The sequence below is a fragment of the Niastella sp. OAS944 genome (assembly GCA_024809215.1).
Classification (GTDB): Bacteria; Bacteroidota; Bacteroidia; order Chitinophagales; family Chitinophagaceae; genus Niastella.
Map to the genome: position 1 here is coordinate 1 of JANUBW010000007.1, position 17,810 is coordinate 17,810.

The window sequence follows — 17,810 nt, forward strand, 5'->3', positions numbered from 1 at the left end:
GCCCTTAACAGGCTGACATAAAGCCGCCTTAGAACTTCAAAATTATAGAAAAATAATTAATAGCAGACTTTCAAACTAACACAGAATCTGTTAACCTGTTAACTCGTCAACTAAGAATATATATGCTCAATAGAATCTCTATACTTCTCCATCACCACCTTACGCTTAAGGCTCAACTTCGGCGTCATTTCACCTGTTTCAATGCTCCACTCCTGGGGCAGCAATTCAAACCTTTTTATTTGCTCAACGTGGTTGAAGAATTTATTATAGCTGTCGATGAGTTCGCGGAACAATTCTAGCACTTTGGGTTCTTTTACCAACTGTTCGTTTGTCAGGTTGGCGATACCTTGTTTGCGTGCCCAGTCTTTCAAAGCAGGAAATGCCGGAATGATGAGTGCGCCTACAAATTTTCGTTCTGCACCCACCACCATGATCTGTTCTACATAAATTGATTCTTTCAGTTTGTTTTCTATAGGCAATGGCGCTACATATTTACCACCGCTGGTTTTGAACAGTTCTTTTTTGCGGTCGGTGATCTTCACGAATTTATTATCGATCATCATACCAATATCACCGGTATGGTACCATTCACCGCTCATGGTTTCCTGGGTAAGATCGGGGCGTTTATAATAACCCATCATAACGTTGGGGCCTTTGCAAAGGATCTCTCCGTCTTCGGCGATCTTAACTTCAACATCATCAATTAAGGGGCCTACGGTACCAAACTGCCGGTTGTGTTCTTCATAACGGTTAACACTGATCACCGGTGAGGTTTCGGTTAACCCATAACCTTCAAGCACGGGTATGCGCGCCGCTGTGAAAATGCGTATTAAGCGCACCTGGCAGGCAGCGCCGCCGCTTACAATACATTTGAGGTTATTGCCCAGGGCTTCGCGCCATTTGCTGAAGATAAGTTTGTTGGCCAGGGCCAGCTGCAGATTGTAGCTAAGGCCCTGCGATTTGTTGATCTCGTACCGGGTAGCCAGGTCGTGCGCCCAGTAGAATAATTTTCTTTTTACACCGGTTAGTTCAGCGCCTTTGGCCATTATGCGGTCGTACACTTTTTCGAGCAGGCGTGGCACGGTGGTGAACATATCGGGTTTTACTTCTTTCAGATTGTCGCCAATGGACTCCATACTTTCGGCATAGTAAATAGCGATGCCGCGGTACAGGTAGAAGTAGGAGATCATTCGCTCAAATATATGGTTCAGAGGCAAAAAGCTCAATGAACGCATATTGGGGAAGGCGGGTAAACAGGGATAGCAGGCCATCACATTGCTCAGGATGTTACGGTGCGACAGCATTACACCTTTTGGTGTTCCGGTTGTGCCTGAGGTGTAGATGATGGTGGCCAGGTCTTCATATTTTATTTGCGCCGATATGTTCTTCACTTTTTCCTCAGCCGCACTGTTTGCCAGGTTAAGCACTTCTTTCCAGTGACGGGCATTGGCCACATGTTCAAAGGTGTATATTTCCTGCAGGCAGGGAATCCGGTCTTTTACGCTTAATACTTTATGAAAAAGTTCTTCATCGTTTACGAATACGATCTTTACTTGGGCATCATTTAAAACAAATTCGAGGTCCTGTACATTGATGGTAGGGTAAATGGGGGTAAGAATGGCGCCGCATTGCTGAACGGCCAGGTCGAGCATGATCCATTCCGGCCGGTTCTTGCTCAAAATGGCAATTTTATCGCGCTGCTCGGCACTCATATCGCCGCATTTGATACCCAGGTTCAGTAAGCCTGCACTTAGTTTAGTTACGGTATTATTTACTTCTTCGGTGCTGTAGGTTCTCCATTTCCCATTTTCCTTGGCGGCCAGCATTTCGGGCAATGGCTTCCTTGTTAAATGGAACTGCAGGCAATCGAATAGACGTTTGGGTTCGGTCATAGATGTTGTTTTTTGATCCGGAGGGTCAGCAAGGGGAATATGGCAAACGAGGACTCCCGGATTTGCGTTAATTGAATTTAACGAATCTGCGCAAATAAAAAAAGCCCCGACGACACCGCCGGGGCCAATTGCTTATTTTACTGTTTGATAATATTGCCCCGATGGTACTTTAAATACCCGGTTGTGTTGAAAGTAATCAAACTTGTTGTAGTCTTCCTGGTGGGTTTTGGTCCAGTTTTCATATGCTGGCAGGTTGCCGGCAGTGCCAAAGATCCATTGGTTATAGGCATCGAACATACCCGATTTTAACAGTTGCTGCTGATATTCGAATAAACGAAAGGGCAGGCCTTTTGCATATTTTGTGAACCAGTCGAGAACGAATTTGGTGCGTACAGCCGATAACGTTTCGGGATTAACACCATTGGTGCCAATAAAGGTCGATTGCGATTTTATGTTGTCGAGGAACGCTTTTACAAATTCGTTTTTTGTATCCTGGTCTTTGGTCATGTTGGCGTCGTTGAACAACTTCTTGTACCCATCGAGCAAAACAGTTTTGATCTCTGCGGTGCGTTTTGAATAGCTTTCGAGGTTCACGAAGATCTCGCCATATACCAGCGCCCAAACTTTATCTGTAGTGAAATAATAATATTTGGCGGCGTTGTAATAGTTGCCAGAATAGCCGGGGTCGCTTTCAATACCTTTTTCCCATTGTTTTATGGCATCGGAATAATTTTTCTTGCTCCAAAGCATTTCGCCATATTCGCTGTACAGGGTGCCGCTGTTGGGGAATTTTTTAAGGGCGGCCCGGTACATTTTTTCGCAATCCTTTACTTCTTCAATGGCTTTGTATATCATGCCCAGGATCTGAAAACTTTGCACATCGGCATCCTGGCGGTCGGGGAATTTTTTTGCTACTTCCAGTCCGTGAACGTAATCGCGGTTGAGGTAATAGGCGAATGCCAGGTCTTTTTGCAGGTCGAGGTTTTCGCTATTGTTTTGCAGCCCCCGGTTCAGCACAAGAACGGCGTTGGAATAGTCGCCCATACGCATATAATTTTTAGCCGTTTCCTGTACAGATTTTACGTCACCAGGCTCTGTTTGGGCCTGCGTCATGTTTACGGCAAACAATAAGCCTACAACTGGTAAAAGATGTTTCATACGGTTCAAAGATAAGGTTTGGAAGGGACTGGTAGGATGAAAGAACGTTAAAATGTTGGTTGGGAGGGTTCTCTTTTCAAAGGGAGTTGTTCAGTTCTGAGTACTTAGTTCTGAGTTCACATTTCACTGGGTTGCTGGTTTCAGGTTCCAAGTTCCAGGTTTCAGGTTTCAGGTTCGGGGCTCAAAATTGTTTGGTGGCATGCCGAACTTTTAGGCTAGCGCCAAAACAAAAGCCGGAGGCGCTACTCTAAGTAACAACCCTCCGGCCTCAGTTATATTTTCTTATTTATTACCCTTGTTAACTAGTATATCAGGTGCGTCAACAATCCATCACGCAGTTTAGGTTCAAACCAGGTGCTTTTGGGTGGCATTACATTACCGCTATCGGCAATATCAAACAATTGTTGAATGGTTACCGGGTGCAGGCTGAACGCTACGGCCATTTCTCCACTGTTCACTCTTTTTTCCAGTTCACCCAGTCCGCGAATACCACCTACGAAGTCGATGCGTTTGTCGGTACGTTGGTCTTTAATTCCTAAAATTGGGTCAAGGACCAGGTTACTCAAAATTGATACATCCAGAACGCCAATAGGGTCGTTGGTATATGTACCTTCTTTGGCAGTGAGTGTATACCACTGGCCTTTGAGGTACATACCAAACTGATGCAATTGGGCGGGCGCAACCGCAGTGGCTGCTTTTTCTATCGTAAATGAAGCGCCCAGTTTTTCGAGCAGTGCGGCTTCGGTAAGTCCGTTCAGGTCTTTAACCACCCGGTTATAATCCATAATGTACAACTGGTTCGATGGGAACAGGGTAGTTAAGAAATGATCAGCTTCTGCTTTGGCTTCGTTACCTAATGCCTTGCGCACTTTGGCTGCGGAAGCAGCACGGTGGTGACCATCGGCGATATAGGTTTGCGGAATTTGTGTTTTGAACAGGTTGGTGATGTTTGCATTAACCGAATCATCAGTGATCACCCAAATAGTATGGCTAATGGCGTCATCGGCCACAAAATCGTAAATAGGTGTATGGGTGTTCTTCCAGTTTTCGATCAGCGTATCTACCTCGGCATTGTTACGATATGCGAGGAACACATTACCGGTTTGAGCGCCGCTGGTTTTAATGTGGTTGATGCGGTCCTGTTCTTTTTCGGGGCGCGTAAACTCGTGTTTTTTGATCACGTCGTTCTCGTAGTCGTCAACTGAGCTGGCAGCTACCAGCCCCGTTTGGCTACGGCCGTTCATTATCAATTGATATATGTAATAGCAGGGTTTATCTTCCCTGAATAAAATACTGCGTTGAATAAATGCTTCGATATTTTCCTTTGCTTTTTCATACACCGGTGCACTGTGAATGTCGATATCATCTGGTAAATCGATCTCTGACTTGGTTATATGCAAAAATGAATAGGGATTACCTACTGCTTCTTCGCGGGCTTCTTTCGAATTCAGCACATCGTAAGGGCGAGAGGCAACCTGCCTGGCCAGTTCGGGGCGCGGGCGCAGGGCTTTGAATGGAGAAATATTAGCCATTATTCTAGTAATTAAGTGTTTTAGTTATCCTTTTTTATTCGCAAAATCTTTCATGAGATCGGTAAGCACCTGTACGCTTTCGAGCGGCAATGCATTGTACATAGAAGGTCTGAACCCGCCCACGCTGCGATGGCCTTTTATGCCAACGATGTTGTTTTGTTTGCAAAGCGTGATGAATTCTTTTTCCAGGTCGGCATTTTCCATAACGAAGCAGGCATTCATAATACTGCGGTCTTCCTTATTGACAACGGCGCCTTTGAATATGGGCAGGCTATCGAGTGTATTATAAAGTAATTGCGCTTTCTGGTTGTTGATCTTTTCAATAGCGTCTACACCACCCAGGTTTTTCAACCAGCGCAGGGTAAGCATACAAACGTACACGGCAAATACCGGTGGCGTATTGAGCATGCTGCCGTTTTCGATGTGATTGCGGTAATCCATCATAGTGGCCAGCTTGCGGTTTACTTTGCCCAGTATGTTCTTGTTCACTATCACCAGGTTTACACCTGCAGCGCCTACGTTCTTTTGTGCGCCGGCATAAATAAGGTCGAATTTGTTGAAATCCATTTTACGGCTCAGAATATCGCTACTCATGTCGGCTACCAATGGTACACCAGCTTCGTAAAACGGAGCGAAATCGTGCCACTGAACACCATGAATGGTTTCGTTGGTGGTAAGGTGCAGGTATTTGGCGGTTTTGGGAACCGTAAATTGTTTGGGCAGGTGGTTATAGTTGGATTCTTTAGCGCTGCAAACCACCTCTACATGGCCAAACAGTTTGGCTTCCTTTATGGCTTTGGCGCTCCAGGTGCCGGTATCGGTATAGGCAGCTATTTCATTCTCATTCAATAAGTTCATGGGAATTTGAAAGAACTGGGTACTGGCGCCACCATGCAAGAACAGTACTTCATGCTGATCATCGAGCTGCATTAATTCTTTCACAAGGGTAATGGCTTCATCCATTACTGCCTGAAACAGGTCGGTGCGGTGACCGATTTCCAGGATCGACAAACCGGAGTTGTTATAGTTTAAAATGGCTTCACTGGCTTGTTTAAATACTTCCTGGGGCAGAATACTGGGTCCCGCGTTAAAATTGTGCATCATTGATTCAGTTATGTTAGAAGGAGTGCAAAAGTACTCTATTCGCGGCACTAAAGGCAGAGTGAATTTTGTAGCAGATACATAATATGTTCATCCTGAATTAGTCACAATCTTTTCCTTTTACATGTCCTTTTAGCCAGGCAGTGTTTAATTCCTCAAATTCGCGGCGGTCATCATCGCTAAAGCTTTTATTTATAAGCTGTTTCAGATCGGGCTGGCCGGCATTTACCCAGGCGGTATACCAAAATGAGGCTACTGCCGAAATGGATTGCCGCATTCGCCGTTCAATCATATTATTAAGCTGCTGATTGTATGCCAGGCAAAAGGGGGTAGCATATTGCCTTATCACCTGGCCATTACGTGGCTCAAAGGAATATTTCTGATCGGCCGTAAAGCTGGCTGTTAATTCTCTTTCAATTCGCAGTACTGTATCGGCCGCGGCGGCGCTTTCAAGAATGCGTGCCCAGGTAAAGTATACAGGGTTGGTAATATAGCCTGCCTTGCCCAGCATAAAATCCCACGAGGTAGCGGCCAGCAGTTCGGGTATGCGTGATTCCCAAAAGCCATGAATGCCGTGCTGGTTGGTAAGCTGGCCGTTGTGGTTACTGCAAACATGCAATGGCACATGTGCATCGGCGATGTAGTGACCCATATCGGCCGATAGCTTCAGAATTTTGGCCTGGTCTTTTTCTTTAAAAGCAGCCGTTAGCCGAAACAGCATGGTTTGAATATGCCAGGGAACAATGCCATATTTCTGCAATGTGTCCTTATTGTATTTTTTTAAAGCATTTGTATAGGTACGGGGTAATGAATCGAAGGGGTAAACGCCATAGTGGTCAATATCAATATAATGGCGGGCGCCTTCTGCGGCTACGGCATACCGTCGTTTATCGGGGTCAACGGCATGATCGCTGATGAAGCCAATATTGGGTTTGTATAACACCAACATTTCGGGCGGAAGCAGAAAGACGGCATAATAGTTAATTTGTTTATGGGCGTAGAAGCCCCATGGAAACAGGTTTTGACAGGTGATTGTCAACAGCGTTATAAGTAGTAGCTTTTTCATTTCCGGCAAGTAACTACGAAGTTAGAAAAGTAGTTTATGAATAGCCGGTTGTTGTCGGTTAAGTTGAGTTCATAGTTCATTGTTTACAGTTCATAGGTCTTAAAACGAAACGGTCCCGCCGTAGGCGGGACCGAACGTTATATTAAACTGTATAACTTATTAACTGAACAGCTGAATAACTAATTCTTCTTCGAATCATCATCATCAATAGTAGTTACTCCACCCGAAATAGCAAACTTCATAGCTTCAGCCGAACTAATATCGGTCAATACGCGAACGCGGTCGGGTTTTACAAAATACAGGCGGCCGGTAAAGGCATATGATTGCGGAACATACACGGCTACAAATTCCTTCAATCCAAATTCGTGTAGGTCTTCCTGTGTAATAAAGCCTATTTGCCATACATCGGTTGTTTCAATGGCAACCAGTACCGATTTGTCGAATTTCCTTTTGTTACCGGCAAAGGCCTCAAAAAAATCTTTAATGGTTGAATATATAAGCTTGATGCCCGGTGTACGCTCCAATACTTTATCGAACAGATCGACCAGTTTACTAACAATGAACGAAGAGGAGATATAACCTACCAGTACAACGATAACCGTTACCAGTATAAAACCGAGCCCAGGTATCTTTTTAGGGTTACCATTGGCGTCAGTGCCTAACAGGTCGGGCGAAAAATAACCTATAAGGCTGGGCAAAATGTTGTCGATAAAATTAAATAAAGCAGTTACTGCATAGATCGTAATGGCGATTGGGGCTAAAATAATTAGCCCCTGCAGAAAGTACTGTATTATCTTTTTAAATATATGTGGCGATTTCATGTGCTGCTGTGTTTTGCGCCCCAAAGTTAGATTACTTAGGCTGGCTAATAAAATAACCTTCTGTAAAATGGCGCATTTTAGGCTGGAAAGCAATCGGTTAGCAAATATAAGGTGGTCGCGAATTTTATACCACAGATGTCAATAAATGTTTATAAAACGAACAATCGTGTGTGTAAGAGCTTTGTTAAGAACGGTCAAAAAATGGGGATGGAAACTTTGGTAACGAAAAAAGTTTCTATAGTTTTGTCCCGATCTTATGATAACAGAAGGAAATACAAAAGTGAGGATCCGGGAAAAAGCGAAGGAACTGTTCCTGCGGTATGGTATTCGCTCCGTTTCCATGGATGATATTGCCAACCAGTTGGGCATGTCAAAAAAAACCATCTATCAGTATTACACAGATAAAAATGAACTGGTTGATGCGGTGGTAGAGGATGAAGTGCAGGATATGCAGCAGGATTGTATGAAGTGCGGTGAGAATGCAAAGGATGCAATCGAGGAGATCTTTTTAACCGTTGATCAGGTAGTTGAACAATTAAGCAGTATGAACCCCATGGTGTTGTATGATATGGAGAAGTTTCACATCAGGGCATTCCAGCGGTTTATGGAGCATAAGAATAAGTTCCTGTTAGAGGTAATTCGTAAAAACCTTGAGTGGGGCATTAAGGAAGGGCTCTACCGACCCGATATAGACGTAGATATCGTTTCTAAATTCAGGTTAGAGTCGATGATGATCCCCTTTAATATTGACCTCTTCCCACCTTCACGATATAAATTATCCGAGGTTACCAAAGCCGTTATAGAACATTATGTTTACGGGGTTGCTTCTCTGAAAGGACATAAACTGATCATAAAATATCAACAGCATAGAAATAAAAATGCAAAGAACTATGAAACTGAAACCGGCAAGCATAAATAGAGTAGCTCTTATGGTTGTATTGGCGAGTATAATACAACCGGCCATATCCCAGGAAAAACATGCATTTACCGTACAACAGGCTGTAGAATATGCAAAAAAGAACAGCGTACAGGTCAAAAACATGTTAATAGATGTTAAGTTACAACAGGAAGTGAACCGGCAGGTAACTGCCAATGCTTACCCGCAATTAAGCGGAAGAATAGGTGCCACCTATAACCCCAACATCGCCGTACAGTCGTTCCCCGACTTTATTTCACTGGCAACATACGGGGTTTTACAAAAGGAAGGCGTTACTGATGGTTCTGGCCGTCCTATTACAATGCCTAATGATATTGGATTGTTACAGGCCCAGTTTGGCACCAAGTATATTGCAAGCGCAGGTCTTGACCTTAGCCAAATACTCTTCGACGGACAGGTGTTTGTAGGGCTGCAGTCGAGAAAAACAATTATTGAATGGGCTTCCAAGAATGTTGAGGTAACCGAAGAGTTGATAAAAGCCAATGTACATAAAGTATACTACCAACTGGTGGTAAGCAAAACACAGATCGGTTTGCTCGATGCCAATATTGAAAGGCTGACAAAGCTACAGTTCGAAACAAACGAGATGTTTAAAAATGGGTTTGCTGAAAAATTAGATGTAGACAAAATAGAAGTACAGGTAGCCAATTTACAAACAGAAAAGAAGCGGGTGCTGAATGCGATCGAAAGTGGTAATCTTGGCCTGAAACTGTTGATGGGCATGCCAATGAAAGATGAGTTGGTGCTCAGTGATTCTACCTTGTCCGATAGCCAGATCAAAGAAGGTGTTCTTGAAGCCAGCACTTATAATTATAACGACAGAAAAGAGGTACAATATGCCGAGCTGGGCAAAAAACTGAATGAGTACAATATCAAGCGTTATAAACTGAGCCAGGTACCAACAGCAAGCCTTTCAGGTTCATTATCAAAAAATGCTCAACGTAATAAATTCGATTTCTTTGGTAAAGGCGACTGGTATACATTCTCAAATATCAGTCTCAATATATCTGTTCCCATCTTCAAAGGTTTTTATACCCGTTCAAAGATAGATGAGGCCAAACTAACCTTACAAAAAACAGAATACGAGATCAGCAACCTGAAACTAACAATAGACAACCAGGTACAAACGGCCGTGGTTAATTTCAAAACAGCTATTGAGGCTATGGATTATCAGCAACGGAACCGCAAACTGGCAGAAGAAGTGTTTGAACAAACAAAGAAAAAATTCCAGGCAGGTCTGGGATCTAATACCGAGATCAATGCAGCACAAACTGATTTGAAAACTGCTGAAACCAATTATATCAATGCCCTGTATGATGCTATTATAGCCCGGGTAGATTATTTAAAAGCCATTGGAAAACTTTAATCCATATTCTATAAAACTCTAAACCAACAATGCAAACACCGGATAAATTATTTGATATGAAAAGTACGTATAACATAATTGGCGCAACTGCAGTTGTTCTTTTAATGACAGCATGTGGCGGTAAAAGTGAACTGGAGAAGAAAAAAGCTGAGCTTGAGAAATTGAAGACAGAGCAGACTGAAACAAACGCCAAGGTCACAAAGCTTGAAAAAGAAATTGCAAAATTAGATACCAGCTTTAAACTCCCCGAAAAACCAAAGCTGGTAGTATTAACCCCTATTAGTACTACCGCTTTCACTCACTATATAGACCTGCAGGGTAAAATTGAGACCGATAATGCAGCGGTTGTAACACCCCGCGGGCAGGGCGGTCAGGTAAAAGCAATATATGTAAAACAAGGCGATAATGTAAGAAAAGGCCAGTTGTTGATGAAGCTCGATGATGCGGTAACCCGCCGTCAGATAGAGCAGGCCAATGTGCAATTGAAACTGGCCCAGGACCTGTATCAACGCCGCAAAAACCTGTGGGACCAAAAGATTGGTACCGAGGTAGAATTATTAAATGCAAAAAGCAATGTTGAGAACCTCGAAAAACAGATAGACCTGTTTAAAGAAGAGCTCAATATGTCGAATGTATATGCTGAAATTGGTGGTGTTGCAGAACGGGTGAATATTAAAGTAGGTGAAACTTTTTCTGGTGCAACTGCAGCCATGTTTGGTATAACAATCGTAAATACCAGCAACCTTAAAGTAACTGCCAATGTTCCTGAGTCTTACCAGACAAAAGTAAAAGAAGGCACCAACCTGGTTATAACATTGCCCGAGGATAATAACAAATCCATCAACACAAAGGTATCTGTTGCCGGTAAGTTGATTGATCCCAGTACCCGTTCATTCTATATTGAAGGAAGGATCTCTGGCAACAATTTCCGCCCGGGCCAAATAGCTATGGTACGTATTCAGGACTATGCAGCGCCTAAGGCCATTACAGTTCCTATTAATGTAATGCAGAATGATGAAAAAGGAAAGTTTGTAATGGTAGCTGCAAAAGAGAATGGAAAACACGTAGCCAGAAAAAGACCTATAACCACAGGTGCTCTGTATGGCGATACACTGGAAGTTAAAAGCGGTTTGCAAACCGGTGATGTTGTGATCACTGAAGGCTTCCAGGGCCTGTACGATGGCCAGGCCATCATTACCGATGCCAAATAGTTTCAAGCAGATTTCGACTTACACACCAAATTCATTGTATGAGTGTTTTAGAAAATATTAAAGGACCGTTCAAAAATTTCGGCCCCACAACGTGGAGTATAAAAAACAAGGCCTCCATTTACCTGGTCATGTTGGTCGTGAGTTTATTTGGGGTGTTCCAATTCGTGACCTTACCCAAAGAACAGTTTCCCGATATCGTTATTCCTACCATATATGTACAAACCATTTATGTAGGTAACTCGCCCAAGGATATTGAAAACCTGGTTAGCCGCCCAATTGAAAAACAGATCAAGGGGATCACAGGCGCCAAGATCAATAAAACCACCAGTACTTCGGTAGCTGATTATTCAGCCATTATGGTTGAGTTTGGCACCGATGTAAAAGTTGATGTGGCCCTGCAAAAAGTAAAGGATGCGGTAGATAAGGCCAAGAAGGATCTGCCCACCGACCTTACTGAAGAACCCGCTGTAATGGAAGTGAGTTTTTCGGAACAGCCCATTATGTATGTGAACCTGTATGGCGATTATGACCTGCCCCGGCTGAAAAAATATGCCGATGATATGCAGGATAAACTGGAAGAATTAAGCCAGCTGAACCGGGTTGACCTGGTAGGTGCGCCTGAGCGTGAATTCCAGATCAATGTAGATAACTATAAAATGCGTAGCGCCAATATCACCTTCGATGATATTGCCGGCGCTGTTTCCCGTGAGAACATGGATATCTCCGGCGGTTTGCTCGATGTAGGGAACACAAAACGTACCCTGCAGTTGAAAGGCCAGTTCAAGACCGCTTATGATATTCAAAAGGTAGTTGTGCGCAACACCAGCGGCTCACCCATTTATCTGAAAGATATTGCCGAAATAAAAGACACTATTAAGGATAGAGAAAGCTATGCGCGGTTGAATGGTAAAAATGTAATTACACTGAATATCATCAAGCGTGCCGGCGAAAACCTTATTGAAACATCCGATGCGGTAAAGAAAGTGGTAGAAGATATGCAGAGTACCGTACTGCCAAAGGACCTGAATGTGTCTATCACCGGCGATCAAAGTAAAGCATCACGCACCTCCTTTAACGACCTGGTGAATACCATTGTTATTGGTTTTGTGCTGGTGTTGATCATCCTGATGTTCTTTATGGGTGTAACCAACGCGTTCTTTGTGGCCCTTTCGGTACCATTAAGTATGTTCGTTGCATTCATCTTCTTACCTGCTGCCGATCTTATAGTTGGTACACACGTTACCCTCAACTTCATAGTGCTGTTTGCCCTGTTGTTTGGTTTGGGTATTATTGTGGATGACGCCATTGTGGTAATTGAAAATACCCACCGCATATTTGTAGAAGGTAAAGGAAAATTAACCAGTGAGCGATCGGCCATGATGGCGGCTGGTGAAGTGTTTATTCCGGTGCTGGCAGGTACATTAACAACGCTGGCGCCCTTCGTTCCGCTATTATTCTGGCCGGGTATCATTGGTAAGTTCATGATCTACCTGCCTACGATGTTGATCTTTACACTTACCGCATCGTTGATCGTAGCGTTCATTATGAACCCTGTATTTGCGGTTGATTTTATGAACCACCCCGAAGGAGAAGCGAAGCCAGCCAAATCGGCCATCTTCCGAAAACCTTCATTATGGGTTACGTTGGCTGTAGGTATCCTGTTCGATTTAGGAGGATTTACCTTCTTAGGAAACTTCCTCATCTTCATCGTAATAATGATCATCCTGAACAAGTATGTATTGGATGATGTAATACATGCGTTCCAGAACCGCGCGCTGCCCTGGATCATGGGCCACTATGAATCTTCTTTGCGTTGGGCACTGAAAGGATGGCGCCCTGTACACTTATTGCTGGGCACCTTTGTTTTACTTATACTCACTTTTGTATTCTTTGCTGCCCGTAAGGTACCGGTGGTGTTCTTCCCCAGCGGCGACCCCAACCAGATATATGTTTACCTGAAATTACCGGTTGGTACCGATGTAAACTATACAGATTCTATTACCCACACGCTGGAAGAAAAAGTGTACAAGGTGTTACACATGGAAAAAGACGGCAAGGGTGGTTATAAAGAGAATCCCATTGTTGAGAGTGTGATCAGTAACGTAGCAGTAGGAGCCGGCGATCCGCAGAGTGGCGACAGAAGTACAAGACCCGAACTGGGCCGTATACAGGTGTCGTTTGTAGAGTTTGAAAAAAGGCATGGTATTCATACCGCACCTATTTTGGATGAAGTGCGCCAGGCTATAAAAGGTATTCCCGGTGCCGAAATTTCGGTTGACCAGGAAAAGGGCGGTCCGCCAACAGATCCTCCCATCAATATTGAAGTAGCCAGTGAAGATTTCGATAATCTCATTAAGACCTCTGTATCGTTAAAGAATTATCTCGATTCGTTACAGGTGCCCGGTGTAGAAGAACTGAAAATGGATATTGACCTTACCAACCCCGAGGTAACCTTTACGGTAGACCGCGAGCGGGCGTTGATAGAAGGTGTTTCTTCTACTCAGATTGGTATGGAAATAAGAACGGCCGTATTCGGAAGAGAAGTATCGAAGATCAAAGATGGTGAAGATGAATACAAAATACAGCTGCGTAACCTCGAAGGCCAACGTAAAAACCTGGCCGATCTGCTGAACATGAATATCAGTTTCCGTGATATGGCTTCGGGGCAAACCAAACATGTGCCTTTAAGCTCACTGGTAAAAGTTGATTATACCAGTACGCTGGGAAGTGTTAAACGTAAAAACCAAAAGCGCGTGATAACAATACGGTCGAACGTATTGTTGAATGTGACCACGCCTACAGCTGTAAACGAGGTTTTAGCGAGCTATATAGACAAGTTTAAAGCAGGGGTGCCTGATGATGTTACCATTAAGCAAACAGGTGAAGGAGAGCAACAGGCCGAAACCGGCGCCTTCCTTGGCAAAGCCCTGGTAATTGCCCTGTTCTTTATTCTGTTGATACTGGTAATTCAGTTCAACTCTGTTAGCAAACCGGTTATCATTTTAACCGAGATCATCTTTAGTGTGATAGGGGTGTTGTTAGGCTTTGCCTTTACAGGCATGCAGGTGTCGGTGGTTATGACCGGTATTGGTATTGTAGGTTTGGCGGGTATAGTGGTGAAGAACGGTATTCTGGTTATTGAGTTTGCCGACGAGTTAAGGGCCCGTGGCATGAAAACAAGGGAAGCGTTGATACAGGCTGGTAAAACTCGTATCATTCCGGTACTGTTGACCGCATTGGCTGCGATACTGGGTCTTATACCGCTGGCTGTTGGTTTAAATATCAACTTCGTTACCCTGTTCTCAGAACTGAACCCACACATCTTCTTTGGTGGCGATAACGTGGTGTTCTGGAAACCGTTATCATGGACCATTATCTTTGGTTTGGCCTTTGCCTTCTTTATGACCCTGCTTATATTGCCTGCCATGTATTTAATAGCTGAGCGCCTGAGAAGGCCAATGCGTAACATGTATGGTGGTAAATGGATCTCGTTCCTTGGTATTCCGCCATTGACGTTCCTGTTTATACCGCTGATGCTTATTACCATGGTAAGGCATAACTATAAAGTAAGCCGCAGAAGAAGAAAGCTGGCCGGCAAACCAGAGAAAGCGAATAAGGCATTCATTGGAAGCTGGTTTTAGTTAATGTGATAATGTGCTAATGTGATAATATGCTAATGAAAAATCCCACGGCTATGCCGTGGGATTTTTTTATGGTATTCCTTAGCACAATGGCATATTAGCACATTAGCATATTATGCTTAAAATCCTTTTTTCATTTCCCCTCCCTCAAGTGGCTTTCCTTCTATATTCAGTTCTACAATCTCATACCCCGTTTTTTGAAGGCCGGGTAATATACGTGCTTTATCGCCCACCAATACCATATTCATTTTATTGGGGTTGATGTACTTTTTAGCCAGCGCATTAATTTCGGGTTTGGTAATGTTTTGTAAGATCTTGTTTTGCTGATCAACATAATTGGCAGGCAAATTATACTGCAACATGCGTTGTATAAAACCAGCTTTTTGCATACCGGTCTCGTAACGTAATGCATCGCGTTGCCCAATGGCGTTTTTCATAAATACCAACTCTTCATCTTTAATGCCATTGGCTGCATACTCTTTAAATTCTCTTATTACTTCAGAAAGGGCGCTGTCGGTAGCATCGGCTTTTATGCCGGAGCTAAAGGTGAAGTCGCCGGTATATTGGTCGCCATTAAAGTTGGTGCGGGCGCCGTATGTCCAGCCTTTGTCTTCGCGCAGGTTTATATTCACGCGGCCATTGAACCCGCCGCCCAATGTAAAGTTCATTAAACCTGTTTTATAATACTCGCCGGTGGCATCGTATTTTAAACCGGTTACATCACTTATTCTGAATTCGGTTTGTGCCGCCTTGGGAATGTTCACCAGGTATATTCTCGATTTATCAATTTCTTTTGGCTTGGCAACTACAGCAGGTATAACAACGGCTTTATTAGGCAGCTTGCTTAAGAAGGAAAGCTTGGGCAAAATTTCATTTTGCGTAATATCGCCCACCACCACTACTTTGGTATTGTTGGTGGTCATATAATTGTTATAATAATTCTGAATATCCTGCAGGGTGATATTCTTTATTGAGCTTTCTGTGCCGTTTTCGTTCATGCCTAATATATGGTTGGCTCCATAGTTCACCACAGCTATTACATCATCGGCCACCACTGCAGGGCGTGTTTTCGATTGCTTCAGGCTTTCGAGTGTTTGCCGTTGTACGCGGTTGAAAGTAGTTTCGGTAAACTTTGCATTGAACAACCGTTCCTGTAACAGGGCCAGCGTTTTATCAATGTTCTTTTTAAGCGCTTCTACGTTAAATACAATAGCATCGCGACTGCTGGTTACCTCAATACTGCTGCCCAGTTTATCCAGCTCCGCCGTCATTTGTTCGGCTGTATAATTTTTTGTGTCCTCATTCATCATATCGGCAAACAGGCTGGCCAAACCAATCCGGGCCGTATCTTTTGATTGTAATAAATGCCCGCCTGGTATAGAGATCGTAAGCGTTACCGTGGGTAGTTCATTATTTTCGGCACCAATGAATTTTGTTTTGCCCGGCAATTCCTTACGCCAAAAGGCCGGCACTTTTACAATTGGGTTAGGTCCGTTGCCAGGGTGAGTGGCGCGATCGAAATTGTCTTTTGCTTTGTTGTACGCCAAACCTGTATAGCCATAATCGGGCGCCGTGTAATGACTTTTGTCTATCTCGTAATTGTCTGCTGCTGCAATTACGCTTTCCTGCCCTTTAGGCAATACGCTTAATACAACGGCATGCTGGCCTTTTATATACTGGTTGTATACCCGCATTACATCTTCTTTTGTTACTGCATTTATCATCTTAAGCAAAGAGCCTATCATATTGGGGTTGCCGGCCAGCGTTTGAAAGGCGGCCAGCTGAAATACTTTGCCCGATACGCTTTGCAGCCCGTTGATGTATTGCGCCTCGGAAGATCCTTTGAATTTGGCAATGTCCTCATCGGTTACACCGCGTTTTTCTAAACTATCTAAAGAAGCGCGTACCAGTTTTTCCATATCGGCCAGGGTTTTACCAGGCAGCGGCACAACGCGAATGGTAAACTCACCGGCCAGTTCGTATAACTGGCTATACACATTTGTTTGCAGCGCCAATTGTGGTTTTACCAATTGCTGATATAACAGAGAAGTATTACCTGCGCCCAGTATTTGGGCCAGGCAACTAAGGGCCGCCATGTCTTTGTGATAGTTAGGAACGGTAGGATATACAATATTCAGCATGGGCAGCCTGATATAATTATCAGTATAAGAAACATAACGGTCTTTATCGAGTACTGCGGCGGGTACCACTACTTTATCAACCTGCGGCCCGCGGGGTATACTGCCGAAGTATTTTTCAACCAGCTTTACTACATCGGCTGTTTTTACATCGCCGCCAACTGATACGGTGGCATTGTTAGGGCCATACCATCGTAAAAAGAAGTTCTTGAGGTCATTTACATCAACACGGTTCAGGTCTTCGATGTACCCGATCGTTAACCACGAGTAGGGGTGCCCGTATGGGTACAGGTTGCGTGAAATAACTTCGCTCATTAAACCATAGGGGCGGTTATCATAGTTTTGTCCGCGTTCATTTTTTACAGTGGCCCTTTGTATTTCAAACTTCTGTTGTGTAACAGCATCCAGCAAAAAGCCCATGCGGTCGGCTTCGAGCCAAAGCATTTTTTCCAGTTGATTGCTGGGTACAGTTTCGTAATAATTGGTGCGGTCGCGGTTGGTGCTACCGTTCAATGTTCCGCCGGCATCGGTCACCATTTTAAAATGTTCTTCATCTTTTACATGGTCGCTGCCCTGGAACATCATATGCTCAAAGAAATGGGCAAAGCCCGATTTGCCTATTTGTTCGCGTGCAGAGCCTACGTGGTAGGTTACATCAACCTGAACTATAGGGTCGCTGTGGTCCTCATGCACTATAACCGTAAGGCCATTGGGCAGCACGTACTTTTCGTAAGGTATAACGAGCTCATTTCCTGTACGTGTAACTTTTTCAACCAGTTTTGCCTGGCCGGCTACCTGGTTGTACAGGTATGGCATAGCAGCCAACAGCAGTATGGCTTTTTTCATATGTGTAATTTTTGTTAAATGAGATTGCACCAAGTTAAACGATTTCCCATAGGGGTTCCAAACCATTTATCAATAACATGGGGTGGCGGTCGTCCAAAAAA

The 17,810-nt window shown here is 43.9% G+C and carries 11 protein-coding genes; 4 read left to right on the forward strand and 7 right to left on the reverse strand.

Features of this window, described 5'->3' with window-relative positions; all coding sequences use genetic code 11:
• Nucleotides 1-110: 110 nt before the first annotated feature.
• The 6 genes from GGD38_RS24460 to GGD38_RS24485 form a co-directional block, all read right to left on the reverse strand.
• Nucleotides 111-1,892, reverse strand: coding sequence for an AMP-dependent synthetase/ligase (locus GGD38_RS24460; RefSeq protein WP_375296974.1), 1,782 nt, complete (start codon nt 1,890-1,892; stop codon nt 111-113).
• Nucleotides 1,893-2,024: 132 nt separating this feature from the next.
• Nucleotides 2,025-3,050: a tetratricopeptide repeat protein gene (locus GGD38_RS24465; protein WP_375296973.1), complete on the reverse strand. Its 1,026-nt coding sequence runs from the start codon at nt 3,048-3,050 to the stop codon at nt 2,025-2,027.
• Nucleotides 3,051-3,352: 302 nt separating this feature from the next.
• Nucleotides 3,353-4,582, reverse strand: a complete 1,230-nt coding sequence (locus GGD38_RS24470; RefSeq protein ID WP_375296972.1) for a DUF1015 domain-containing protein — start codon at nt 4,580-4,582, stop codon at nt 3,353-3,355.
• A gap of 24 nt (nt 4,583-4,606) precedes the next feature.
• The gene (serC, locus tag GGD38_RS24475; RefSeq protein WP_375296971.1) at nt 4,607-5,686 is read right to left on the reverse strand and encodes a 3-phosphoserine/phosphohydroxythreonine transaminase; all 1,080 of its coding nucleotides are present in this window, start codon (nt 5,684-5,686) and stop codon (nt 4,607-4,609) included.
• A 97-nt stretch (nt 5,687-5,783) separates the two neighbouring features.
• Entirely contained in the window at nt 5,784-6,749 is a 966-nt protein-coding gene (locus GGD38_RS24480; protein WP_375296970.1) for a zinc dependent phospholipase C family protein, read from the reverse strand.
• A gap of 179 nt (nt 6,750-6,928) precedes the next feature.
• Entirely contained in the window at nt 6,929-7,570 is a 642-nt protein-coding gene (locus GGD38_RS24485) for a DUF502 domain-containing protein (protein ID WP_375296969.1), read from the reverse strand.
• 256 nt (nt 7,571-7,826) lie between these two features.
• On the opposite strand from GGD38_RS24485, the gene GGD38_RS24490 reads away from it, so the two are divergent.
• Genes GGD38_RS24490 through GGD38_RS24505 form a run of 4 tightly spaced genes read left to right on the forward strand, consistent with a single transcriptional unit; the run spans nt 7,827 to nt 14,725 of the window.
• Complete coding sequence (locus GGD38_RS24490; RefSeq protein ID WP_375296968.1) at nt 7,827-8,489, forward strand: TetR/AcrR family transcriptional regulator; 663 nt, start codon at nt 7,827-7,829, stop codon at nt 8,487-8,489.
• Nucleotides 8,461-9,873 (forward strand): TolC family protein, encoded by a 1,413-nt coding sequence (locus tag GGD38_RS24495; protein WP_375296967.1) that lies wholly within the window; start codon nt 8,461-8,463, stop codon nt 9,871-9,873. Before GGD38_RS24490 ends, GGD38_RS24495 begins: the two co-directional genes overlap by 29 nt.
• A gap of 56 nt (nt 9,874-9,929) precedes the next feature.
• Nucleotides 9,930-11,084, forward strand: a complete 1,155-nt coding sequence (locus GGD38_RS24500) for an efflux RND transporter periplasmic adaptor subunit (RefSeq protein ID WP_375296966.1) — start codon at nt 9,930-9,932, stop codon at nt 11,082-11,084.
• Nucleotides 11,085-11,122: 38 nt separating this feature from the next.
• Nucleotides 11,123-14,725, forward strand: a complete 3,603-nt coding sequence (locus GGD38_RS24505) for an efflux RND transporter permease subunit (protein ID WP_375296965.1) — start codon at nt 11,123-11,125, stop codon at nt 14,723-14,725.
• Nucleotides 14,726-14,844: 119 nt separating this feature from the next.
• Here the strand turns inward: GGD38_RS24505 and GGD38_RS24510 are convergent, their stop codons facing one another.
• Complete coding sequence (locus GGD38_RS24510) at nt 14,845-17,709, reverse strand: M16 family metallopeptidase (RefSeq protein WP_375296964.1); 2,865 nt, start codon at nt 17,707-17,709, stop codon at nt 14,845-14,847.
• Between the last annotated feature and the right edge of the window lie 101 nt (nt 17,710-17,810).

Bases quoted from the DNA above. Each gene is read 5' to 3' on its own strand.
- GGD38_RS24485 (WP_375296969.1), bottom strand. From the start codon at position 7,570: ATGAAATCGCCACATATATTTAAAAAGATAATACAGTACTTTCTGCAG.
- GGD38_RS24460 (WP_375296974.1), bottom strand. From the start codon at position 1,892: ATGACCGAACCCAAACGTCTATTCGATTGCCTGCAGTTCCATTTAACA.
- GGD38_RS24505 (WP_375296965.1), top strand. From the start codon at position 11,123: ATGAGTGTTTTAGAAAATATTAAAGGACCGTTCAAAAATTTCGGCCCC.
- GGD38_RS24510 (WP_375296964.1), bottom strand. From the start codon at position 17,709: ATGAAAAAAGCCATACTGCTGTTGGCTGCTATGCCATACCTGTACAAC.
- GGD38_RS24500 (WP_375296966.1), top strand. From the start codon at position 9,930: ATGAAAAGTACGTATAACATAATTGGCGCAACTGCAGTTGTTCTTTTA.
- GGD38_RS24480 (WP_375296970.1), bottom strand. From the start codon at position 6,749: ATGAAAAAGCTACTACTTATAACGCTGTTGACAATCACCTGTCAAAAC.
- GGD38_RS24465 (WP_375296973.1), bottom strand. From the start codon at position 3,050: ATGAAACATCTTTTACCAGTTGTAGGCTTATTGTTTGCCGTAAACATG.
- serC (WP_375296971.1), bottom strand. From the start codon at position 5,686: ATGATGCACAATTTTAACGCGGGACCCAGTATTCTGCCCCAGGAAGTA.
- GGD38_RS24470 (WP_375296972.1), bottom strand. From the start codon at position 4,582: ATGGCTAATATTTCTCCATTCAAAGCCCTGCGCCCGCGCCCCGAACTG.
- GGD38_RS24495 (WP_375296967.1), top strand. From the start codon at position 8,461: ATGAAACTGAAACCGGCAAGCATAAATAGAGTAGCTCTTATGGTTGTA.
- GGD38_RS24490 (WP_375296968.1), top strand. From the start codon at position 7,827: ATGATAACAGAAGGAAATACAAAAGTGAGGATCCGGGAAAAAGCGAAG.